At 35.6% G+C, this 17,691-nt stretch carries 13 protein-coding genes; all 13 read right to left on the reverse strand.

Annotated features, from left to right (window positions below; all coding sequences use genetic code 11):
- Nucleotides 1-83: 83 nt before the first annotated feature.
- On the reverse strand, nucleotides 84-1,388 hold the full coding sequence (locus J4O15_RS14000) for a TIGR02679 domain-containing protein (RefSeq protein ID WP_208101182.1): 1,305 nt from the start codon (nucleotides 1,386-1,388) through the stop codon (nucleotides 84-86).
- On the reverse strand, nucleotides 1,378-5,421 hold the full coding sequence (locus J4O15_RS14005) for a TIGR02680 family protein (protein WP_243762075.1): 4,044 nt from the start codon (nucleotides 5,419-5,421) through the stop codon (nucleotides 1,378-1,380). Before J4O15_RS14005 ends, J4O15_RS14000 begins: the two co-directional genes overlap by 11 nt.
- Nucleotides 5,422-5,435: 14 nt before the next feature.
- The gene (locus J4O15_RS14010) at nucleotides 5,436-6,572 is read right to left on the reverse strand and encodes a TIGR02678 family protein (RefSeq protein WP_208101184.1); all 1,137 of its coding nucleotides are present in this window, start codon (nucleotides 6,570-6,572) and stop codon (nucleotides 5,436-5,438) included.
- On the reverse strand, nucleotides 6,569-8,044 hold the full coding sequence (locus J4O15_RS14015) for a TIGR02677 family protein (protein WP_208101185.1): 1,476 nt from the start codon (nucleotides 8,042-8,044) through the stop codon (nucleotides 6,569-6,571). The genes J4O15_RS14010 and J4O15_RS14015 overlap by 4 nt, the downstream gene beginning before the upstream one ends.
- A gap of 64 nt (nucleotides 8,045-8,108) precedes the next feature.
- The gene (locus J4O15_RS14020; protein WP_208101314.1) at nucleotides 8,109-8,993 is read right to left on the reverse strand and encodes an acetamidase/formamidase family protein; all 885 of its coding nucleotides are present in this window, start codon (nucleotides 8,991-8,993) and stop codon (nucleotides 8,109-8,111) included.
- A 320-nt stretch (nucleotides 8,994-9,313) separates the two neighbouring features.
- Nucleotides 9,314-10,153, reverse strand: a complete 840-nt coding sequence (locus tag J4O15_RS14025; protein WP_208101186.1) for a nucleotidyl transferase AbiEii/AbiGii toxin family protein — start codon at nucleotides 10,151-10,153, stop codon at nucleotides 9,314-9,316.
- Complete coding sequence (locus J4O15_RS14030) at nucleotides 10,154-10,738, reverse strand: type IV toxin-antitoxin system AbiEi family antitoxin domain-containing protein (protein ID WP_009220807.1); 585 nt, start codon at nucleotides 10,736-10,738, stop codon at nucleotides 10,154-10,156.
- Nucleotides 10,739-11,146: 408 nt separating this feature from the next.
- On the reverse strand, nucleotides 11,147-12,574 hold the full coding sequence (locus tag J4O15_RS14035) for a class I SAM-dependent RNA methyltransferase (RefSeq protein ID WP_208101187.1): 1,428 nt from the start codon (nucleotides 12,572-12,574) through the stop codon (nucleotides 11,147-11,149).
- Between the two features lie 74 nt (nucleotides 12,575-12,648).
- A complete protein-coding gene (locus tag J4O15_RS14040; RefSeq protein WP_009220809.1) occupies nucleotides 12,649-12,912 on the reverse strand; it encodes a hypothetical protein in 264 nt (87 codons plus the stop codon).
- A 78-nt stretch (nucleotides 12,913-12,990) separates the two neighbouring features.
- Nucleotides 12,991-15,198: an ATP-dependent helicase gene (locus J4O15_RS14045; protein WP_208101188.1), complete on the reverse strand. Its 2,208-nt coding sequence runs from the start codon at nucleotides 15,196-15,198 to the stop codon at nucleotides 12,991-12,993.
- Nucleotides 15,199-15,259: 61 nt separating this feature from the next.
- Nucleotides 15,260-16,156, reverse strand: coding sequence for a TIGR01212 family radical SAM protein (locus tag J4O15_RS14050; RefSeq protein WP_208101189.1), 897 nt, complete (start codon nucleotides 16,154-16,156; stop codon nucleotides 15,260-15,262).
- Between the two features lie 172 nt (nucleotides 16,157-16,328).
- Nucleotides 16,329-16,784, reverse strand: coding sequence for a DIP1984 family protein (locus J4O15_RS14055; RefSeq protein WP_208101190.1), 456 nt, complete (start codon nucleotides 16,782-16,784; stop codon nucleotides 16,329-16,331).
- 17 nt (nucleotides 16,785-16,801) lie between these two features.
- On the reverse strand, nucleotides 16,802-17,674 hold the full coding sequence (locus J4O15_RS14060) for a DMT family transporter (protein WP_208101191.1): 873 nt from the start codon (nucleotides 17,672-17,674) through the stop codon (nucleotides 16,802-16,804).
- Between the last annotated feature and the right edge of the window lie 17 nt (nucleotides 17,675-17,691).

Genomic DNA, 17,691 nt, shown 5'->3' on the forward strand with positions numbered 1-17,691 from the left:
TTAAGTTCAGCCGACAAATGCACCCCTGTTTTTATTCTTAGTATTGTGCCTAAGCCCGACATATGCAGACTTACTTACAAAATTTAAGTTTTACTCCCTATATCAAAAAGCAGTTCTTTTAACATATTCTCCTGATACGCCGACAATCCCCTCTTCCTTATACATTTTGCTGTTTCTCTTAATAATGGATTGCTTATATTTTCAAGCTTTACTCTTCCTATTGCTCCTATTTTTTCTTTTGATATACTCTTTTCATAGTCTTTTGGTTCCATTCTCCATATATAGAAATTTTCACCGAATTTTTTCCAAAGCCTGTCGGCAATACAAACTCCGTCAGGATCAATATCACCATTATAATAAATTTTAAATCCGCCTTCCAAAATATAAGAAAACAATATCTGTGCTACAGAGCGTGGTTGACCTGAAGTACATAAAATTGTACAATTCACTTCCTTTAGATTTTGAATCAAATAGCCGAATACCATTTCATTCTCAACAACATATACCCTTTCCCCCGTTGTCTCTACCCCGGTAATCCCCTTCATATTCTCCATAGTAATCACATAGGCTTCATCTCTTTTACAAAATGCTTCATATGCCGGATGTCTTCCCTCCTTTGTTAAAAGTTGTAGACCGTATCCGTGAACTATGGATGATATATTGTCGGGAACTATCAAAGCCTGCATCAAAAGCTTTCTCCACTGATGTGCACTTTCAGGCAACTCTTTCTCTTTTACCGCACAAATTGCATGTATAAAAAGTAATCCTGCTGTGGTACCCCTATCAAAATAATGCGGATTATCCGTTATATATGCGGCAAATACGGCTAAAGGGTAATCTTCTTCGTCCTCACTCATTTTATTTAGCTTAATCAATGCATTCCCTATATTTTTTGCCAACAGCCTTGCATCATTTTCCTGCTTTTCAAACTCTCTTATAAGTATACGGTATCCATACTTTTTTGAGGAAATCATTTTATTTATCCATGTAAATGCATCTGAGCCTTTGCCATGATTTTTTTCAAAATATTGACAGATTCCGTCAAAAAATTCTCTCCTTCTATCATCATCCTCTTTCTTTTGCTCTTTAGTACTTATAAGAGTTTCACCAAAATATTCCTCAAGCAGCTCCTTTATATCAACAGGCGCAAATCTTGTCTTTTGAAGCCCCTGTTCAAATTCAGAAAATGAAAATCTGAGAGTTTCTTCAAAAAAAACTTTACCGATTATTCCGCCTATCGCCTGTCTTTCTTCCTTTGAGGTTTTTATAAGAGTAATAAAACCGCCCGGTTTCCCATAAGATTTCCACTTTTTTCTAAATTCTTCAAAGCATCTTTTGTATTCATGTCGGCTTTTAAAGTAATCGGCACATTCCTTGTTATTGCACATCAAGTATCCTCTCACTTCCATTCCATGTATAGCGAATTACCGAAACGATCTGTGAATCCTGAGGTCTTGAAAGATCGGCAATTCTAAGTCCCTTTACAGTTTCAAAACAGCCCCACAATGACTGTGAATTCATAATATAATCAAAATCCAGCTTATGTACAAGTTCAAACATACTGCTGATATTTTTATCGTCCACTCCGGCAAATGCCTCATCCAATGCAATAATTCTTGGATAATCCTTCCCACCTGCTTTCTTATACTGTGCATTGACTGCCGCAAAAAGAGGAACATACATTGCCATTGCCTTTTCACCGCCGCTGAAACGATTAAACGCACCATTTGTTAAAAGCTTTCTCTCACCTTCTCCACGCTTAAAAAACATGTGAAATTCGAACCACTTACGATAATCCAGTGCATCCCTGACAAGATCCATATAATTAATTATATCATTCTTTTCTTCAATCCTTAGCTTTTCCATTCGTATCCTGCTTCTAAAATGTTCAGCAACCTTCTCAATATCTTCCATGGTCAAAAGTGCATGATCTCTAAGCAAAATCTGTTCAAGCTGTGCCGTATCAAGCTCCATATCATTTTCAGCCTTGCAAGGTTTCCAGTCCAATGAAAAACTTAACCCCATTGAAGTCTCCATCTCCTTCATAAGCTTTGACATATCAAGAACCCATTTCCTGCTTTCCGAAATTCTGTCCGTAAGTTGTCTGCTGATGGTCTGAGATAAAATATCCTCAAATAATTCCCTGTCTTTCTTTCTGATAAGAAGCTGTGTTTCTTCAATACCCTGCTTTAAAATACCGTAAAACTCTTCCAAATATACTTTTTTACCGTTCCATGAAGAAACTACACGAACCCTCTTTCGTATTGCTCCGGGTACTTCCTCTATTTTAACCGCTTCTTCGCTCTCAAAGCATTCCTCCAGTGATGTACCGTAATTAACCAGACTTGCATTATGCCTTTGGTATACCTGATGAAGTGACTGCAAAAGATCTGTCGGTTCTCTGTTTTTATCACCCTCTCTAAGTAACGAAACTGCCCTCTTTGCACATTCAAAAAGACTCTGATTTTCTACTGAAAATACCAACTTTAATGCCAGTTCCTCCTCAAAATATTTCCTCAAGCAGGTTTCTTCCGTTATTTTTTTCTGTAAGCTTTCTCTTAATCCCGGCTCCACTTCCAAAATAACACGAAATCTTTCATTTAAAGTTGCCAGATCAGTTTTTAATCTGTCATTTTCCCTTCCAATCTCTCCAAGTTCCTTATTTATTCGCCTCAATCTGTTCGCTTTCTCCACTATCTCAGGGCGATTAAGAAACTCTTCAAGCTGTTTTATCTGAATATCACATTCCTTTTCCTTTGTGCTCCATCCTCTTTTTTCAACAAAAGCCTCATCCATCAAACCTTCATTTACACTCAGTCTTTCCTTTTCAGATATAAGATTTTCTTTTTCCGTACAAAATCTCAGTAATAACTGCCTGACTTCCTGCCAGATAGTGCTGTATTCTTCCAATGCATCCATTACCTCATTATAAGCCTCCTGTGTTCTCTTATATGGGAAAGGTTTACACTTTTGAATTACCGTCTGATATTGTAAATTCTTTCTTGATTTTAATGAATTCTCCTGAACTTCCTTTTTATCACATTCCTCCGATATTTTTTGAAGCTTGTACTCACAATTTTTTTCAAACTCCAAAGCCTGATTGATTTCTAAAAACCCGGGAATTTGCTTATATTCTTCCTCTAATTTTTTCAAATTTTCATCCAAGGAATCTATCTGTTTTTCTAAGTTTGAAATATCTTCTTTAATATCTGAAATATATTTTTTAATCTCACAAATTCTTTGTTCCTTACGCCTTTTTCTTGCCAAAATTCCGACATATTCCGCATCCCCGCTTTTTTTTGCCTTTCCTAAAAGAATTCCCTGTGTAAAACTGCCATCCTTTCCTATATAGATTCCACTGTCATATTCTCTGTCTTCATAAATATTTCCAAGGATTTTTTCTACACTTTCTTTTAAACCCGGCTCTAAATCTTCACTGACTCTAAGATCTGAAAAATTCGAGTTTCCGTCCTCTTTCACATACAATATAGTATCTAAAAAGCTTTGACATTCCTTTGTTACAGTATCAAAATCATCTTTTGATACCACAAGTGCATCCAAAATCCCCATCTTTTCAAGCTGTGCTTCAAGTCTTGCACAAGCTGTTTCATCCAGATCTTTTGAAAATTCTACTGTTTTATAAAAGGGCAATGCATTAATCCCTAGCTTTTCCAGTTCCGTTCTTGAATTTTTTGCATTCTCATCACGCAAAGGCTCTAAGTCTTCTAAGTTTTGTAAATATATAAGTTCTTCTTTTTCCCGGTCAAGTTCTTTATTTTTGAGTTTTTGTTGATATTCCAATCCGCTTTTTATATCAAGTATATTAAGTCGCTGATGCTCATAATCTTTACGCAAAATTTCTTGTATACCCTCTGCATCGGATGCCGACTTATATTCTCTGATTTTCTCCTCAAGCTTTGGAAGTATATCGCCATCAGGCTTCCAATACATAGCTTCATATTTTAGTCCGTAGATATTTTCAATCCACTGATCCGTTCTTTTTATTACCTCTTCAACTGCCGCTTCCAGTTCTTGATGATTTTTTGCCTTTTCAATTTTAAGCTTTTCAAGTTCCGCCGCCACTTCATCATACTGCCCAGTTATCTTTTCATACTCATATATTTCTCTTGTACATTCCGATAATAATTTTTTTAATAAATCAAGCTTTTTTACAATATCTCCGGTTTTATCATATTCTTCTTTCTCTATTATTAAAAGAGCCTCTGCATGTCCGTCCCAGTCAATACTTTCCTGATATTCATCAAGTTCAGACTTTCTCTCTCTTATCTCCTCCTGTACTTTCCAAAGATTTCCTTTAATATGCTTTATTTTATTATCCCCTGATAAAAGTAATTCCTTATAATCAAGTATCTTACTGTCCCAATATGATACCTTTCCTCCGGCTTCATTTTTATCATTCTTAGCTTTTTCAAGCTTTCTGTCAATCTCTTCAAGATTTGTATCTAACAGTCCCGATCTTTCCGCTTCTTTTAATTTTTTTGATTCTTCCAGTTCTTCCAGACGTTTACTCTTATTTTTACTGTCTTCTTCTATTTCTCTTTTATTCTCTTCCTGTATATTAAGCCTTGTCTGTTCACTTTCTACATTTTTCTTTATTTCGATATATGCATTTGCCTTTTTAGCAAGCATATATTGATTATATCTGTTATATTCGTTTCTTATAATCTTAACATCATCAAAGGCACTCTTTAAAAGTTCCAGACTGTCCTGAATCTCATCCATTTTCTCCATGGCATCCACCATTGCTCTGAGGTCTTCATCAGTCAATGTCTGCAATGAATCATTCAAAATATCATATACCTTTGTAGGTTTAAATTCCTTTGAAAGCTTTGGCGCACGAACCTTTACAAGCAGCTTTATAAACTGTTCATACTGCTCAGTTTTTCTAAATCCGAAAATATACTGATTAACCGCCTTTTTATATTCACTCTGATTTGCGGTAAAAAAATTGTCCTCTCCAAGTACTGTTTTTATTTCCCTTTTATCAAGCGGAATTTTACTTGAGCCGATCTCCTTGTAAAGTTTAAAATCATATCCGATTCTTCTTCCGTCCAAAACAACAAAGCCCCAAAACTCCATCGGCTTACCTTTTTTGGCTCTTTGTCCGATTCCGATTGTGCAATATTTATCTTCCTCTTTTTTAAATTCCAAAAATAAATATCCTGTGGATTCTTCCCTTCCCTCTTCTCCAAGGAAGTAATATTCCATTCTTCTATCGCTTGAGCCGAAGGGATCAAGTCTGCTCGGAGTGCGATCACCATCCAAAATAAAAGGTATAATGCTCTGGGTTGTAATTGATTTACCTGAAGCATTCTGCCCTCTAAGCAATAATTTACCGTCTACAAATTCAAAATATTCTTCATCATATAACCAGAAATTCACAAAACCTATGCGATTCATTTTAAAGCGGTCTTTCAATTTTCTTCACCTCCGTTAAAATCTTCAGGATAAACTCCTGCCGTTCTTCCTACAGCAGGAAGTATTATAATTTGCTCATCCAAAAATCGAATCATCATCCAATTTTTCATATATTCAAGCACATTTTCTACAAGCAGTTCTTCATTCATTTCACGATATTCCTTGCTCCATCCTGCGCTGTGATTTTTTCTGCATTGTAATATTATATCGGACATTTGCCCGGATGTAGTAAAAATAAGTTCATTATCCCCTTTTAACAGATGTCCATTTAAGATCTCTTTTTGTATACCATTACATACCAGCAAAACGATCTCCGGCAACATAGCATCTCTTGGATGTAAAAGTCCGTAACAATCATCCGCATCCAGTGATATACATGCCATATTTTTGTAAAGGTCAAGATTTCCTCCCATATTTTCACTGATATATTTTGCAACCCACTGACGCTGATTTTTTAAATACAGTGAATCCGCATCCTCCACACTTTCCCAGTACATACAGGGACATATTGCCAGCTGTCTGTATACACGATTAATACGCAGACTACCTCTGTTTTGTTCAATTTCTTCAAATTCAGCCTTTTCAAAATCCTCAAAGGATTCAAAGCCTGAAATATCTACAGAAAAACTGGTGGCAAAATACTTTGAATATCCGGTATTTTCATACAAAACCTCCTGCCCGGACTCCAAGCCAAATCCCTCACTTCGTCCCTCATATACACGAAGCATCTGAAGTTTCTCCATATATTGTAAAACACGAACCAGAGATTTTCTTTGAGTAAATAAAGTCCAGTCAATGGCTATATAGGGTTTTAATCCGGTCTCAACATAATCTATAAGTTCAGATAATAGAAACTGCTCATGCTCCTCTTTGTCCTCAAGATACATAAGCACCGCACATAAAATACAGTAATCCCTAATATCTAAAAACTCTCCGATACCCATAAACGACTCACCACGGGCAGGTCGTTTTTCAAGTTTTAACAAATTTTCGGTATGAACCAGCTTCCATCCAAGCTGTTCTCTTACAAACTTTTGAAAATTCGGAATATCTCTCTTTACTTTATAATATAATTCCTTATCCGCATCCTTACAGATCCAAAAATTTTCCAACAATGTCCTGAATTCATTCATAAAGATTTAAACTCCAATACAAATGCCGGCATATGTAAATCTCCGTCCTCACATTTTAAAACACAATTTCCTTTTTCTTTTTTTAAATGATACTCCTGCCCATATTCAGTCCTTCCGACTTTCATAGAATTCATATTGGCTGCGCTAATCCACTGTAAAAATATCATCCTTGTTTCTTCGGAAATAATCTCTTCTATTTCTGAAAATTTAATCTTATTATCTTTGATATAATACATCACAATATCTTTTTGTCTTTTAATCTTTTGCAGATATTTTTCCCTTTGCATGTATTTTTCCAAAGACTTATCGCTGAACCCTCTCCTGTCCTTTTTCTCCCTGTAAGTCCTTGTATGAGGCTTTAAAAGAAAGGTTGCCGGCTCTTCACTATAAATACTGTCATTTATGCTGTTTTTTTCACGAGGCTCCAATACTTTAAAATGCTGTATTTTTTGCACACCAAAAACATGAGCCGACAATTTATGTGCCTCTTCCAAATTTTCACATTTTAAAAACAATTCCAAAAACTTGCGATAATCATCCTTCCTGCTTATCCCTCCATTTTGGAGTTGAACAATCAAAGCCGCATTTTGAATAATATTTCTTATTACATCATTTGTGATTTTAAGGACTTTCTTACATTCACATTCATTTCCGGCATTATCTATAAACCAATTTTTTAAAGAGCTCCATTTTCCAAGTACATTCTCTCTTATACTCGGCTCTATATTCCCGTTCATCTGCAATATCGCATGTGGAATATCAAGTTCGCTCTCAATCACCCTCTCAACAATATATTCCTCGATAAGCGGGATATTTTCCGTAAGTATTTGCTCAATTCTTTTTGAATGCCTCTGCAATTCCTGCACAAACTCATTTAAATACTTAATAAATTTGTCCTTATGAAGAACAAATTCCACAGATTTCATAAGCTGCTGTGTTTTTCCCGAGTAAAAATCCCTAAGATAGTCCTGATAATTCCGGTTCAGTCTCTTAAAGTCCTCCTGAAGTAAACTCCACCATTCATTAATTTCCTTTAAACTACTATCCTTTATATCTCCTACATTTTGAAGACTTTTTTCCAGACGCACAAAAAAGTTTGTAGACAGACTGCCCGATTCTAAAAAGATATTTTCCAAACGCACTGTAAGGCGCTCAATCTCAACAGCATACTCGGACATTGTATATCTGTACTGCTTATTTTTATAGTCCGCAATTGTATAGACTCTCCCTGGATCCTGTATGGGGGTAAGATTTTTCCACTTAACCAAAGCTTCAAGATCTGCCATAAGCTGCTCGATTGTATAATCCCTAAATGCCTCATCCTGTTTTAACAATGTAAAAATATCTTCTTTATATATTTGGAAATGCATCTTCTCATATTCGCGATAAAAGCACCGCATAATCTTTCGATATACCGGTGCATTAGGTACGGATAAATAAGATGTTTCATTAATAGGCTCAAAATATTCCATTTCTAAAATCTACCTCCAGATTTATAAGATATAAAAGTGACAAAGTCTCTATACCATATTCTATCTAAAATAAATCCTTAAGTATAGTTTTTGGTATACACATCATAACTGTACGCTCCGGATCCACCACCTGACAAAATCTCAGATTTCCCACCGCACTTATAAGCATACCTGCATCATTAAATGAAAGTCCAAGCTTCTTTTGAAGAATTTCATTTGTTATTCTTACTGCATGAAATACGGCTTTTTCAATCTCTTCATGTGAATAAATCACACCGCAGATATCATCATTTTCAAGCATAGGTGTTTCAATACTTACTCCCTTTATTACAGAAAGTCTCACTGTAACATCAGCTGAAATTTCCACACCGCTGACCATTATCTCGCCGTCTCCCATAGCCGCATGTACATCACCCAAAGAAAAAATTGCTCCGTCATGAAATACCGGGAAGTAAAGAGTTGCCCCCTTTGCAATTCGCTTATTGTCCATATTTCCGCCATGATTGCCCGGTGTACCGCAATTTATAGCTCCGGTCTTTGGTGCTACACCTATTACCCCAATCATCGGATTTACATCAAATACAATCTTATCATTAAAGTGAACCTTACCGTTTTCCACCTTTAAACGTTTTACCGACTCCTCTTTAACCAAAGAGCCCAATACTCCATTCTCAGGCAGTGCACACATTACACCCTGCTTTTCCAATGCAATATCCAAAATCTCAACCTTCAGCACATCTCCTGCAACTGCATTCTTTACATATACAGGTCCTGTGGCCGGATTGATACAATCCCAGTTCAAACTGCCGATAGAGGAGCCTTCTTCACTCAACTGATTATCAAAACAGTCATGTGTACGGAAAATCAAGGTTTCTCCATCCTCAACCTCCGCCACACATTTATTTCCACCATCAAATGCAAATACCATTTTATTTTCTATTATTTTCATATAAACACGCAATCCCATATCTTCTATTGTAGAAGAATAGGTTTTCTCCTTTCTGATGTAAGATAGCTTTAGTGAATATTTTTACAATATTATTCAATCATTTATAATTTTTAGTATATTGAAATCATGCCGATAAAGCTGTAATTTAGACATCCTAAAATCAAGTTATAGCTTGTGGGATATATCCTTTTTTGTTCAACTATAGTGTATTACATAGATTTAATAAATGTCAAGATATGCCTCTTTGCCCATTAGTGGCATATATACCTTTTTGATAAAAGTTAAAGAGTATTTGTAATGTAAATGTTATAATTTTGCCTCTACAAAGCAATCTTCTCTACGATAAGTTCAACTACTTTTATGGTTTCTAAAAAATTCAAATCACCTACATAAAGATTGTCTGCTAAATATACCTTCCATAATTTTTTAAGGTAATCATCCTCTTTTATATCATCAATAATCTCTATTGCCTGTTTCATAAGCGACAAACTTTCTCTTCTGTTTGCGGTTGAAATAATCGCCTGTTTTAGAATATCAAAGTTAATATCCTCTTTTCTTAGGTTGTATAAATTATATAGATCATAAAAATCTCTCATCCTTGTTGTTGAGATATTTCTTTTAATAACGCTCTCATATTTTTCAGCCAATATTGTCTCAAGCGGATACGCCAAAACCCTAAGACTTTCCTCTTGGAACATACAAGGATATAGGTATTCTATCTCCTTCGGTGTTATGGCATCTCCTGTTGTAATATCAATTTTCATATCATTTTTAATCTTGTCAAAGTTAGCTATTAAATGTACTCTGAAGTTTTCATATTCATCTTCTTCTCGTATATGGCTTATATCCGTTATTTCAAATTCTATGCCGTCATCTACCTCTACATTTATAATTTCCGAAACAATATTTCGTATGACTTCTTCCTTCAATGGCACACCTTTGATAGTGGTATCCATATCCATCGTGGTACGGTTATCAATCCCAATCATAGAAGATATAAGAAGTCCGCCTTTTATGACAAAATTAAATTTATACTTAGATTTTGACAGTCTTTCCAAGAATCTCTCAAAAAAAAACATTTGCAGAACTTCCTGTGAACTGAGGTTTTTAGAATTTGCAATGTTTCTTATTTTACCTTTCAAACTTTCCGAACTTATCATTTATAAAACCTCCATATATTTTCTGATTTCATCTTCAATGCCAAGGATCCTGCTGTATTTAATAAGAATTCTGATATTCTTATCTTTGCTGTTAAAGTATCCGGTCATTGCACCTACAAATATCTGCTTGTCAATTGTTTTTCTTTCCGAAACAATATCACAGATACATCTTTCCATGTTATAGCATTTAACAGAAGAGCCAAGTGGTGTTTTTATCTTAATAATGCCTAAATAGAAAAAGTCTTTCTTTACATAATGCACTTTGATTTTTGTAAATTTCCGCTTAATATGTCCGGCATTATACCCTTGTGGAACACTGATATGAAAAACATTAGGTGTTCTGTCGCTGAATCCAAGAAGATACAAAGCTGTATGGAAAGAAAAGACCACTTGTTCATTGTTGAGTGATATAACGGCAAAATCATCATCTACGGCATCTTTTTTCTTATAAACACCATTTTTAACCCTCTCAAGCTCACCTTTTTGGGCGAGTGAAGCTAAGATATGTCTTTTGATACCTATCTCTTCTGCCTGTTTATTTGTAATAACATTATTTTCCAAAAAGTATTTTTCTAAAGTATTCATTCCATCATATCCTTTACGTTTACACTTTTATTATAGATTATTAAAGAGTATTTGTAAAGTATAGAGCAAAAATACAGAAGCCCTTTGAGAAAAATATTCTCTAAAAAGCTTCTGCACCTGTTTACAACATCTTCCTCGTCAAGTTCCAATTTCACTTCGATATGATTGTTGATATATTTCCTGCACAAAAGTACTACCGCCTCAGCGGTTCGCCGTTTCCACTCCGGTTTGTTCCTCACCGGTCATGGACGGCTATCGCATGGTGCTCCGTAATCTCCTCTCGCTCCCTATGGTCGCGACAGGAGAACTACTTACTCTGCGGTTCGCCGTTTCCGTTCTGCCTGCGTGCTGCGCACTTGCAGGTCACGGACGGCTATCGCATGGGTGGTTTGTAATGCTCTCACTTCCCTACGGTCGTGACAGCATAACAACCGCCTCACAATTAACCGTATTTGGGAACATGTCTACGCCTACGCATTTTTCCATTCTATATCCGGCGGCTTCCATCACTTTCAGATCACGGACAAATGATGTCGGCTTACAGGATATATATACTATCCTCTTGGCACCGAATTCAAGTATCTTCGGCAATGCTTTCGGATGAATTCCATCCCTTGGAGGATCCAGTATTATAATATCCGGACTGAAACCTAAGGTGTCCACAACCTTTAATACATCCCCTGCTATAAATTCACAATTATTAAGTCCGTTATTCTTGGCATTTTCTATAGCAGCTTCTACAGCTTCCTCTACAATCTCCACTCCATATACCTTTTCAGACTCCGATGCCAAAAGCTGTGCTATAGTACCTGTACCTGAGTACAGATCAAATACCGACTTGCCTGCTGTATCTCCCAGATACTTACCGGCAACATTATACAAAACTTCTGCGCCCTTAGAATTTGTCTGGAAGAAAGAAAAAGGAGTTATTTTAAAATCAAGTCCGTTTAATCTCTCTATAATATAGTCCCTACCATGCAAAAGAGTCGTGCCTTGATTTAGTACGGCATCTGCATATGAGTCATTTTTAGTATGCAAAATACCGCCTATACTGCCGTTTAAGATTCCCCTGTCAGTTTCCTCCTTTATATAATCAGCCCACTCTTTTATAAGTATCTCTTCATCTACACCAAGAACTGACGACTCTAATAATGTATTAGGATCCTCTACAAATCCGAAACTGCTTGTAGTCACCAAAGACACCAATATTTCACCGCTGTATTCACTCCTTCTGATAAGTAAATGTCTTAAAAAGCCTGTGTGAGTATTTTTATGAAAATAAGATACTTTTCTTTTGCTAAAGAAATTTAAAGTAAGCTCAAGTATTTTTGTAAAATCGCTGTCCACTATTTTACATCCGAATACATTGACTATATCATAATGGCTGCCCTTTTTATGCATCCCAAGTGCCAACTCTCCGTCTTTTATTTCATCACCGAAGGAAAACTCCATCTTATTTCTATATGCAAGGTATTTTGGTGAAGGTATAACACCTTCCCACACAAAATCTTTGTCAGTAGCGCCTTCCATCAGTACTCTCAGCTGATTATCCTTTAGCTTTAGCTGGTTTTCATAGCTTAAAGTCTGATATGTACAACCACCGCATATCTCATAATGTACACATGGCTCTTCATTATCTTCCAGTTCTGATTTTTCAATTATATTTAAAACTCTTCCTTCAAGTTTACCCTTTTTCTTTTTTGTAATTACAAACTCCACCATCTGACCGGGAATACCTTTTTTTATCAATACCTTTTCGTCATCATATTCTATATATGCACTATCAGGAAAATAACTCTCCCCTATAATACCCTTGCCGATATCACCTTTTTTCATTATCACCTCACAAAAGATAAGGCGACCACAACGGTCGCCATTCATGTAAATTCAATCTAAAATTGTAGTAAAATTTATTCTTCAGTTTCATCATCAAAATCATAGTCAAAATCATCATCGAAATCTTCTTCGAAGTCTTCAAGATAATCAGGTGTGAAGAATTTATATACTGCAAAAGCAATACCTGCTACAGCTGCAATAGCTCCTATAATAGCCAATACCCATATAATAGTATTTTTCTTCTTCTCATCATCTTCTCTCTTTGTTAACAAACTGTTTAACCTTGATGCATTCACCAATTCTTCCATTCTGGAACTTAAATTATTAAATTTATCCATAACCATACCTCTCTTTAAAGATACATTTTGTATACCAAGTCAGGCATAAATGCTTAACCATTCAGTTAAATGATTTTATCATATTTTGACCAGCTTGGCAAATCCTGCATACATCTTTTTTATTCCAAACTTATCAAAATTCACCTTAACCTCAAAATCTTTTTCGCCATCCACTATTTCCAGCACTTTACCGGTACCGAATTTTATATGTTTTACCGTATCACCTATATTATAATCCAGACTTTTTGCCTTTTCCACCTTAAACTGTTTTCCAAAGCTAAGTGTTTTCTCAAAGTTATTATTATTTATCGGAGTTTTTGTCTCCCATGGCAATCCCTCGCCAAAGCTGCTGCTTCTCTCAGTATACCTTTTTTCAGTATCCAAAACATGCTTATTTAAAAGTTCTTTTGGAATCTCATTTACAAATCTTGACATCAGAGAATATCTGGTTTCTCCGTTTATCATTCTTTGCTTTGCAGAGGTCAAAATAAGGTTTTTCTTAGCTCTTGTTATACCTACATAGGCAAGTCTTCTCTCCTCTTCCAAATCCTCTTTGGAATTGGCACTCATAGCACTTGGAAAAAGCCCTTCCTCCATACCTGCAAGGTATACCGTATCAAACTCAAGCCCCTTAGCGCCATGTAAGGTCATCAATGTGATTCTATCCGCGTTTTCATCCATTCTGTCAATATCGGCAACCAATGATACCTCTTCCAAAAATAGTGAAAGTTCACCATCCTCATACTCCGTTGATTTATTTATAAGCTCTTCTATATTCTCTTTTCTGCTCTCACCCTCGATTTCACCTTCATCATAAAGACTTTCGATATATCCTGTTTTATCTAAGAGTTCATCTATAATACTTGATATATTGGCTTTTTTATCTATTTTCTCTCTGAAATACTCAATCATATCAATAAAATTTTTGATTTTCTCACTTGCCTTTCCTACTCCGGCATTTTCACTGATACTCATCGCATCATACAGGCTTATATCATTTGCATTGGCATAATCCACCACCTTTGCAATGGTGGTCGCTCCGATACCTCTTTTAGGAACATTAATAATTCTAAGCAAAGCAATATCGTCATTTCCATTTGCAATGGTCTTTAAATACGCAAGTACATCCTTTATCTCTTTTCTCTGATAAAAGTTTACACCACCTATCAGCTGATAGGGAACACCCAAAGTTACACATCTCTCCTCCAAAAGTCTTGACTGTGCATTGGTTCTGTATAGTACCGCAAAATCTCTGAAATTCTGCCTTGCCCTATTCTTTATATCCTTTATTATATTATCAGCCTCTTCATTTGCAGTCTGAAACTGTCGAAGTTCTATATTATCTCCGCTTTCCCCCTCAGTCCAAAGTCTTTTATCCTTTCTGCCTCTGTTGTTTTTTATAACTGCATTGGCTGCATCAAGTATATTTTCTGTGGAGCGATAATTTTGTTCAAGCTTTATTAAATTTACATTTTCAAGCCTTTCCTCAAAGCTTAGGATATTTTCTATGTTTGCACCTCTAAACTTATATATACTCTGGTCATCATCACCTACCACACAGATATTTTTATACTTCTGTGCTAAAAGATAAATCAGTCTAAATTGTGCAGTATTTGTATCCTGATACTCATCCACCATAATATATCTGAATCTGTTCTGATAATAATCAAGCACTTCAGGGCATTTTTCAAAAAGTTCCACACTTCTACATATCAAATCATCAAAGTCCAGAGCATTATTTTTTTTAAGTGCACTTTGATAGAGTTCATAAAGCCTTGCCAATCCCTTTTCATAGGAATCTATAGCTGACTTCATATATTCTGAAGGCGACATCAGTTCATTTTTACAATTTGATATTTCATTAAGTACAGCTCTTTCCTTATAGACTTTTGAATTTATATCATACTCTTTGAAGATTTTTTTCATAAGAGTTCTTTGATCATCACTGTCATATATTGTAAAGCTGTTGTCAAAGCCTATTCTGTCTATAAATCTTCTAAGAAATCTTACACAGCTTGAGTGAAATGTCATTACCCAAACAAAGTTCCCCTCTTCACCTATAAGTTTTCCAATTCTTTCTTTCATCTCTTTGGCAGCTTTATTTGTAAAGGTAATTGCCATGATATTGTATGGATCTATATGCTTTTCCTCTATTAAATATGCAATTCTATGCATCAGCACACCGGTCTTTCCCGAGCCTGCTCCTGCCAAAAGTAAAACAGGTCCTTCTGTAGTAAAAACCGCCTGTTTTTGTTTATCATTTAATTTATCATATATACCGGACATAAAACCTCTTAAACTTTTTTCTTCACTTTATTGTAGACCAAAACATATGTTCTTGCAAGTCTTATAAAAACTCTTCCCTTATCCTTTTATTTATATAATTTAGTACTCTTTTCTTATCAGCACTCCACATCGGTTCAATAAGCAGCTTCTTATCTCCGTCTCCTGTCATTCTATGTATTATTGTACTCTCAGGCAGCATTTTCAGACAATTTATAAGTATCTCGGTGTACTCCACCAAACTCATTATTTTAAAAGGATGCTTTTCGTATTCCTTTGCCAGTCTTGTTCCATTTAGTATATGCAGTCCATGTATCTTAATACCGTCTATTTGCTTTTTAGAAAGATACTTAGCTGTGGCATACATATCCTCTTTAGTTTCACCGGGTAATCCCAAAATCATATGAACAATTACCTCAATTTTTCTTTTCTTTAACTCATCATATGTTTTTTCAAAATCATCCAGTGTATAACCTCTGTTAAATGCCCTTGCCGTGTTTTCATTTACAGTCTGTAATCCAAGTTCTATCCAAACAGGCTTAATCTTATTGAGGCTTTCAAGAGAGTCAAACATCTCTTCACTAAAACAGTCAGGTCTTGTAGCAATTGAAAGTGCTACAATCTCATCTCCTTGTATAGCCTCTTTAAACAAACTGATAAGTCTCTTTGTATCTCCGTAAGTATTTGAAAATGATTGAAAATAAGCGATATACTTTCTCTCGCTTTCCCTTATGGAGCTTGGAATTTTAGCAGATACCAAGGTTTTTGCTTTTTCTATTTGCTCTGCTATATTTTCAGCATTTATAGCAAACTCTCCCGAGCCTTTTTCAGAGCAAAAACTACAGCCACCTACCCCAACCTTTCCGTCACGGTTGGGGCAGGTGGCTCCTGTAGTCAGTGCCAATCTGTACACTTTTGTTCCAAATTTTTCTTTACAATAATCTGATATAGTTTTTATCATAATCCCACTTCCCTCCCTCACACAAACAGTCAGTAATCGGTAATAACAGTTATCTATAACAATACACTTGTACACTGTCGGGGCATAACTATGAACATATGCTTGCCCAAGGCTCCGGTATTTGTACAAACACAATTTTTTACTCGCCCTGAATATGCTACCATCTAAAATATTACTCTACAAGTTCAGTAGTCCAGTTTGTCTCCTGGATTTTATTATCTATAAGTCTGATTTCTTTTGCTATCTCATCAGCCTCTTTTTGCCATGCTTTAACATTTATTACAGAAACAATCTTTATCTCAGTATTTCTGGCTCTGTCTGTATTGCTGCTTCCAACATATACAATATCTCTGTAGGCTGCTGATTTTACTTCCAATACATCCTTTCTTGCCAGTAATTCAGTGATAGACTTACCATCAACTTTTGTTTCACAATTGGTCTTATTGATAGCCGCTATCAAATATTCAAGCCTGTTAATGCAGGCATCAAGCTCCTTTTTTAAATCTTTAGGATCTTCTGTAGGCTTTTCACCTTCCTGCACCAATACATTTCTGTTTATTCTGGCTTTTAAATCTCCTATTTTAATATTAAGGTCGGCTCTTTCCTGTAATGCTACTGCTAATTTCATATAACTCCTTCCAATATCTATTCTTTCTTTTCTTTAATTTGAATCACTATTGACATCAGTATAAAACATATACCAACAAAAATCCTCAGACTCATATGTTCTCCAAGGAATATTACTCCAAGTAAAATACTGCTCACCGGTTCTATAGTACTAAGAAGTGCCGCTGTTTGAGCGCCGCACATAGGTGCTCCGATTTGAAATGTTGCAAGTGCCAATGTAGATATAACAGCCGACATAAATACACTCATTCCTATAGCTGTGGCATCCATTTGAAATCTAAATTTACCGGATACAAGCATAACGATTGCAATCTCTATTGCAAGTAAAAATGAAAGCCATGCAGACATTTTAATTACGGGTATCTTACCTGCTTTTCCATGTGTCAACACTATAATATATATGGCATAACCCACACCTGAGGCAAGTGCCATAACCATTCCCAAGATATTTATATTTCCGTCCGGCTGATAGAATACACCTATACCTATTGCACAAAACAACAAACATAACAGCTTTATCTTACTTATTTTTTTTCTGAAAATCAATAGCTCAAGCAAAATAACCGCTGCCGGATATGAAAAATGCAATGTGGAAGCCAAACCTGATGAAATATAACTATATGATAAAAATAACAGTATACACATAATCGCTTCCGGAATGGATAAAATAAGTATTGATATAAATTCATCCTTAGTCAGCCATATACTTCTCCCGAGCATCATATAAATGGCGGCAAATACAGCTCCACTTATCAAAAACCTCAGAACCAACAGGCTATATGCATCTCCGCCATGAGCATAAATAATCTTTGCAAAAAAAGGCTGCAATCCGAAGAAAAATCCAGACAGGAGCAAATATATCTCGCCTCTTATGCGAATTTTCTTTTCCATAATTTCCCCCTCAAAGT

The sequence above is a fragment of the Lachnoanaerobaculum sp. Marseille-Q4761 genome (genome assembly GCF_017565785.1).
GTDB lineage: Bacteria > Bacillota > Clostridia > Lachnospirales > Lachnospiraceae > Lachnoanaerobaculum.

Bases quoted from the DNA above. Each gene is read 5' to 3' on its own strand.
- J4O15_RS14000 (WP_208101182.1), bottom strand. From the start codon at position 1,388: ATGTGCAATAACAAGGAATGTGCCGATTACTTTAAAAGCCGACATGAA.
- J4O15_RS14005 (WP_243762075.1), bottom strand. From the start codon at position 5,421: ATGAATCGCATAGGTTTTGTGAATTTCTGGTTATATGATGAAGAATAT.
- J4O15_RS14010 (WP_208101184.1), bottom strand. From the start codon at position 6,572: ATGAATGAATTCAGGACATTGTTGGAAAATTTTTGGATCTGTAAGGAT.
- J4O15_RS14015 (WP_208101185.1), bottom strand. From the start codon at position 8,044: ATGGAATATTTTGAGCCTATTAATGAAACATCTTATTTATCCGTACCT.
- J4O15_RS14020 (WP_208101314.1), bottom strand. From the start codon at position 8,993: ATGAAAATAATAGAAAATAAAATGGTATTTGCATTTGATGGTGGAAAT.
- J4O15_RS14025 (WP_208101186.1), bottom strand. From the start codon at position 10,153: ATGATAAGTTCGGAAAGTTTGAAAGGTAAAATAAGAAACATTGCAAAT.
- J4O15_RS14030 (WP_009220807.1), bottom strand. From the start codon at position 10,738: ATGAATACTTTAGAAAAATACTTTTTGGAAAATAATGTTATTACAAAT.
- J4O15_RS14035 (WP_208101187.1), bottom strand. From the start codon at position 12,574: ATGAAAAAAGGTGATATCGGCAAGGGTATTATAGGGGAGAGTTATTTT.
- J4O15_RS14040 (WP_009220809.1), bottom strand. From the start codon at position 12,912: ATGGATAAATTTAATAATTTAAGTTCCAGAATGGAAGAATTGGTGAAT.
- J4O15_RS14045 (WP_208101188.1), bottom strand. From the start codon at position 15,198: ATGTCCGGTATATATGATAAATTAAATGATAAACAAAAACAGGCGGTT.
- J4O15_RS14050 (WP_208101189.1), bottom strand. From the start codon at position 16,156: ATGATAAAAACTATATCAGATTATTGTAAAGAAAAATTTGGAACAAAA.
- J4O15_RS14055 (WP_208101190.1), bottom strand. From the start codon at position 16,784: ATGAAATTAGCAGTAGCATTACAGGAAAGAGCCGACCTTAATATTAAA.
- J4O15_RS14060 (WP_208101191.1), bottom strand. From the start codon at position 17,674: ATGGAAAAGAAAATTCGCATAAGAGGCGAGATATATTTGCTCCTGTCT.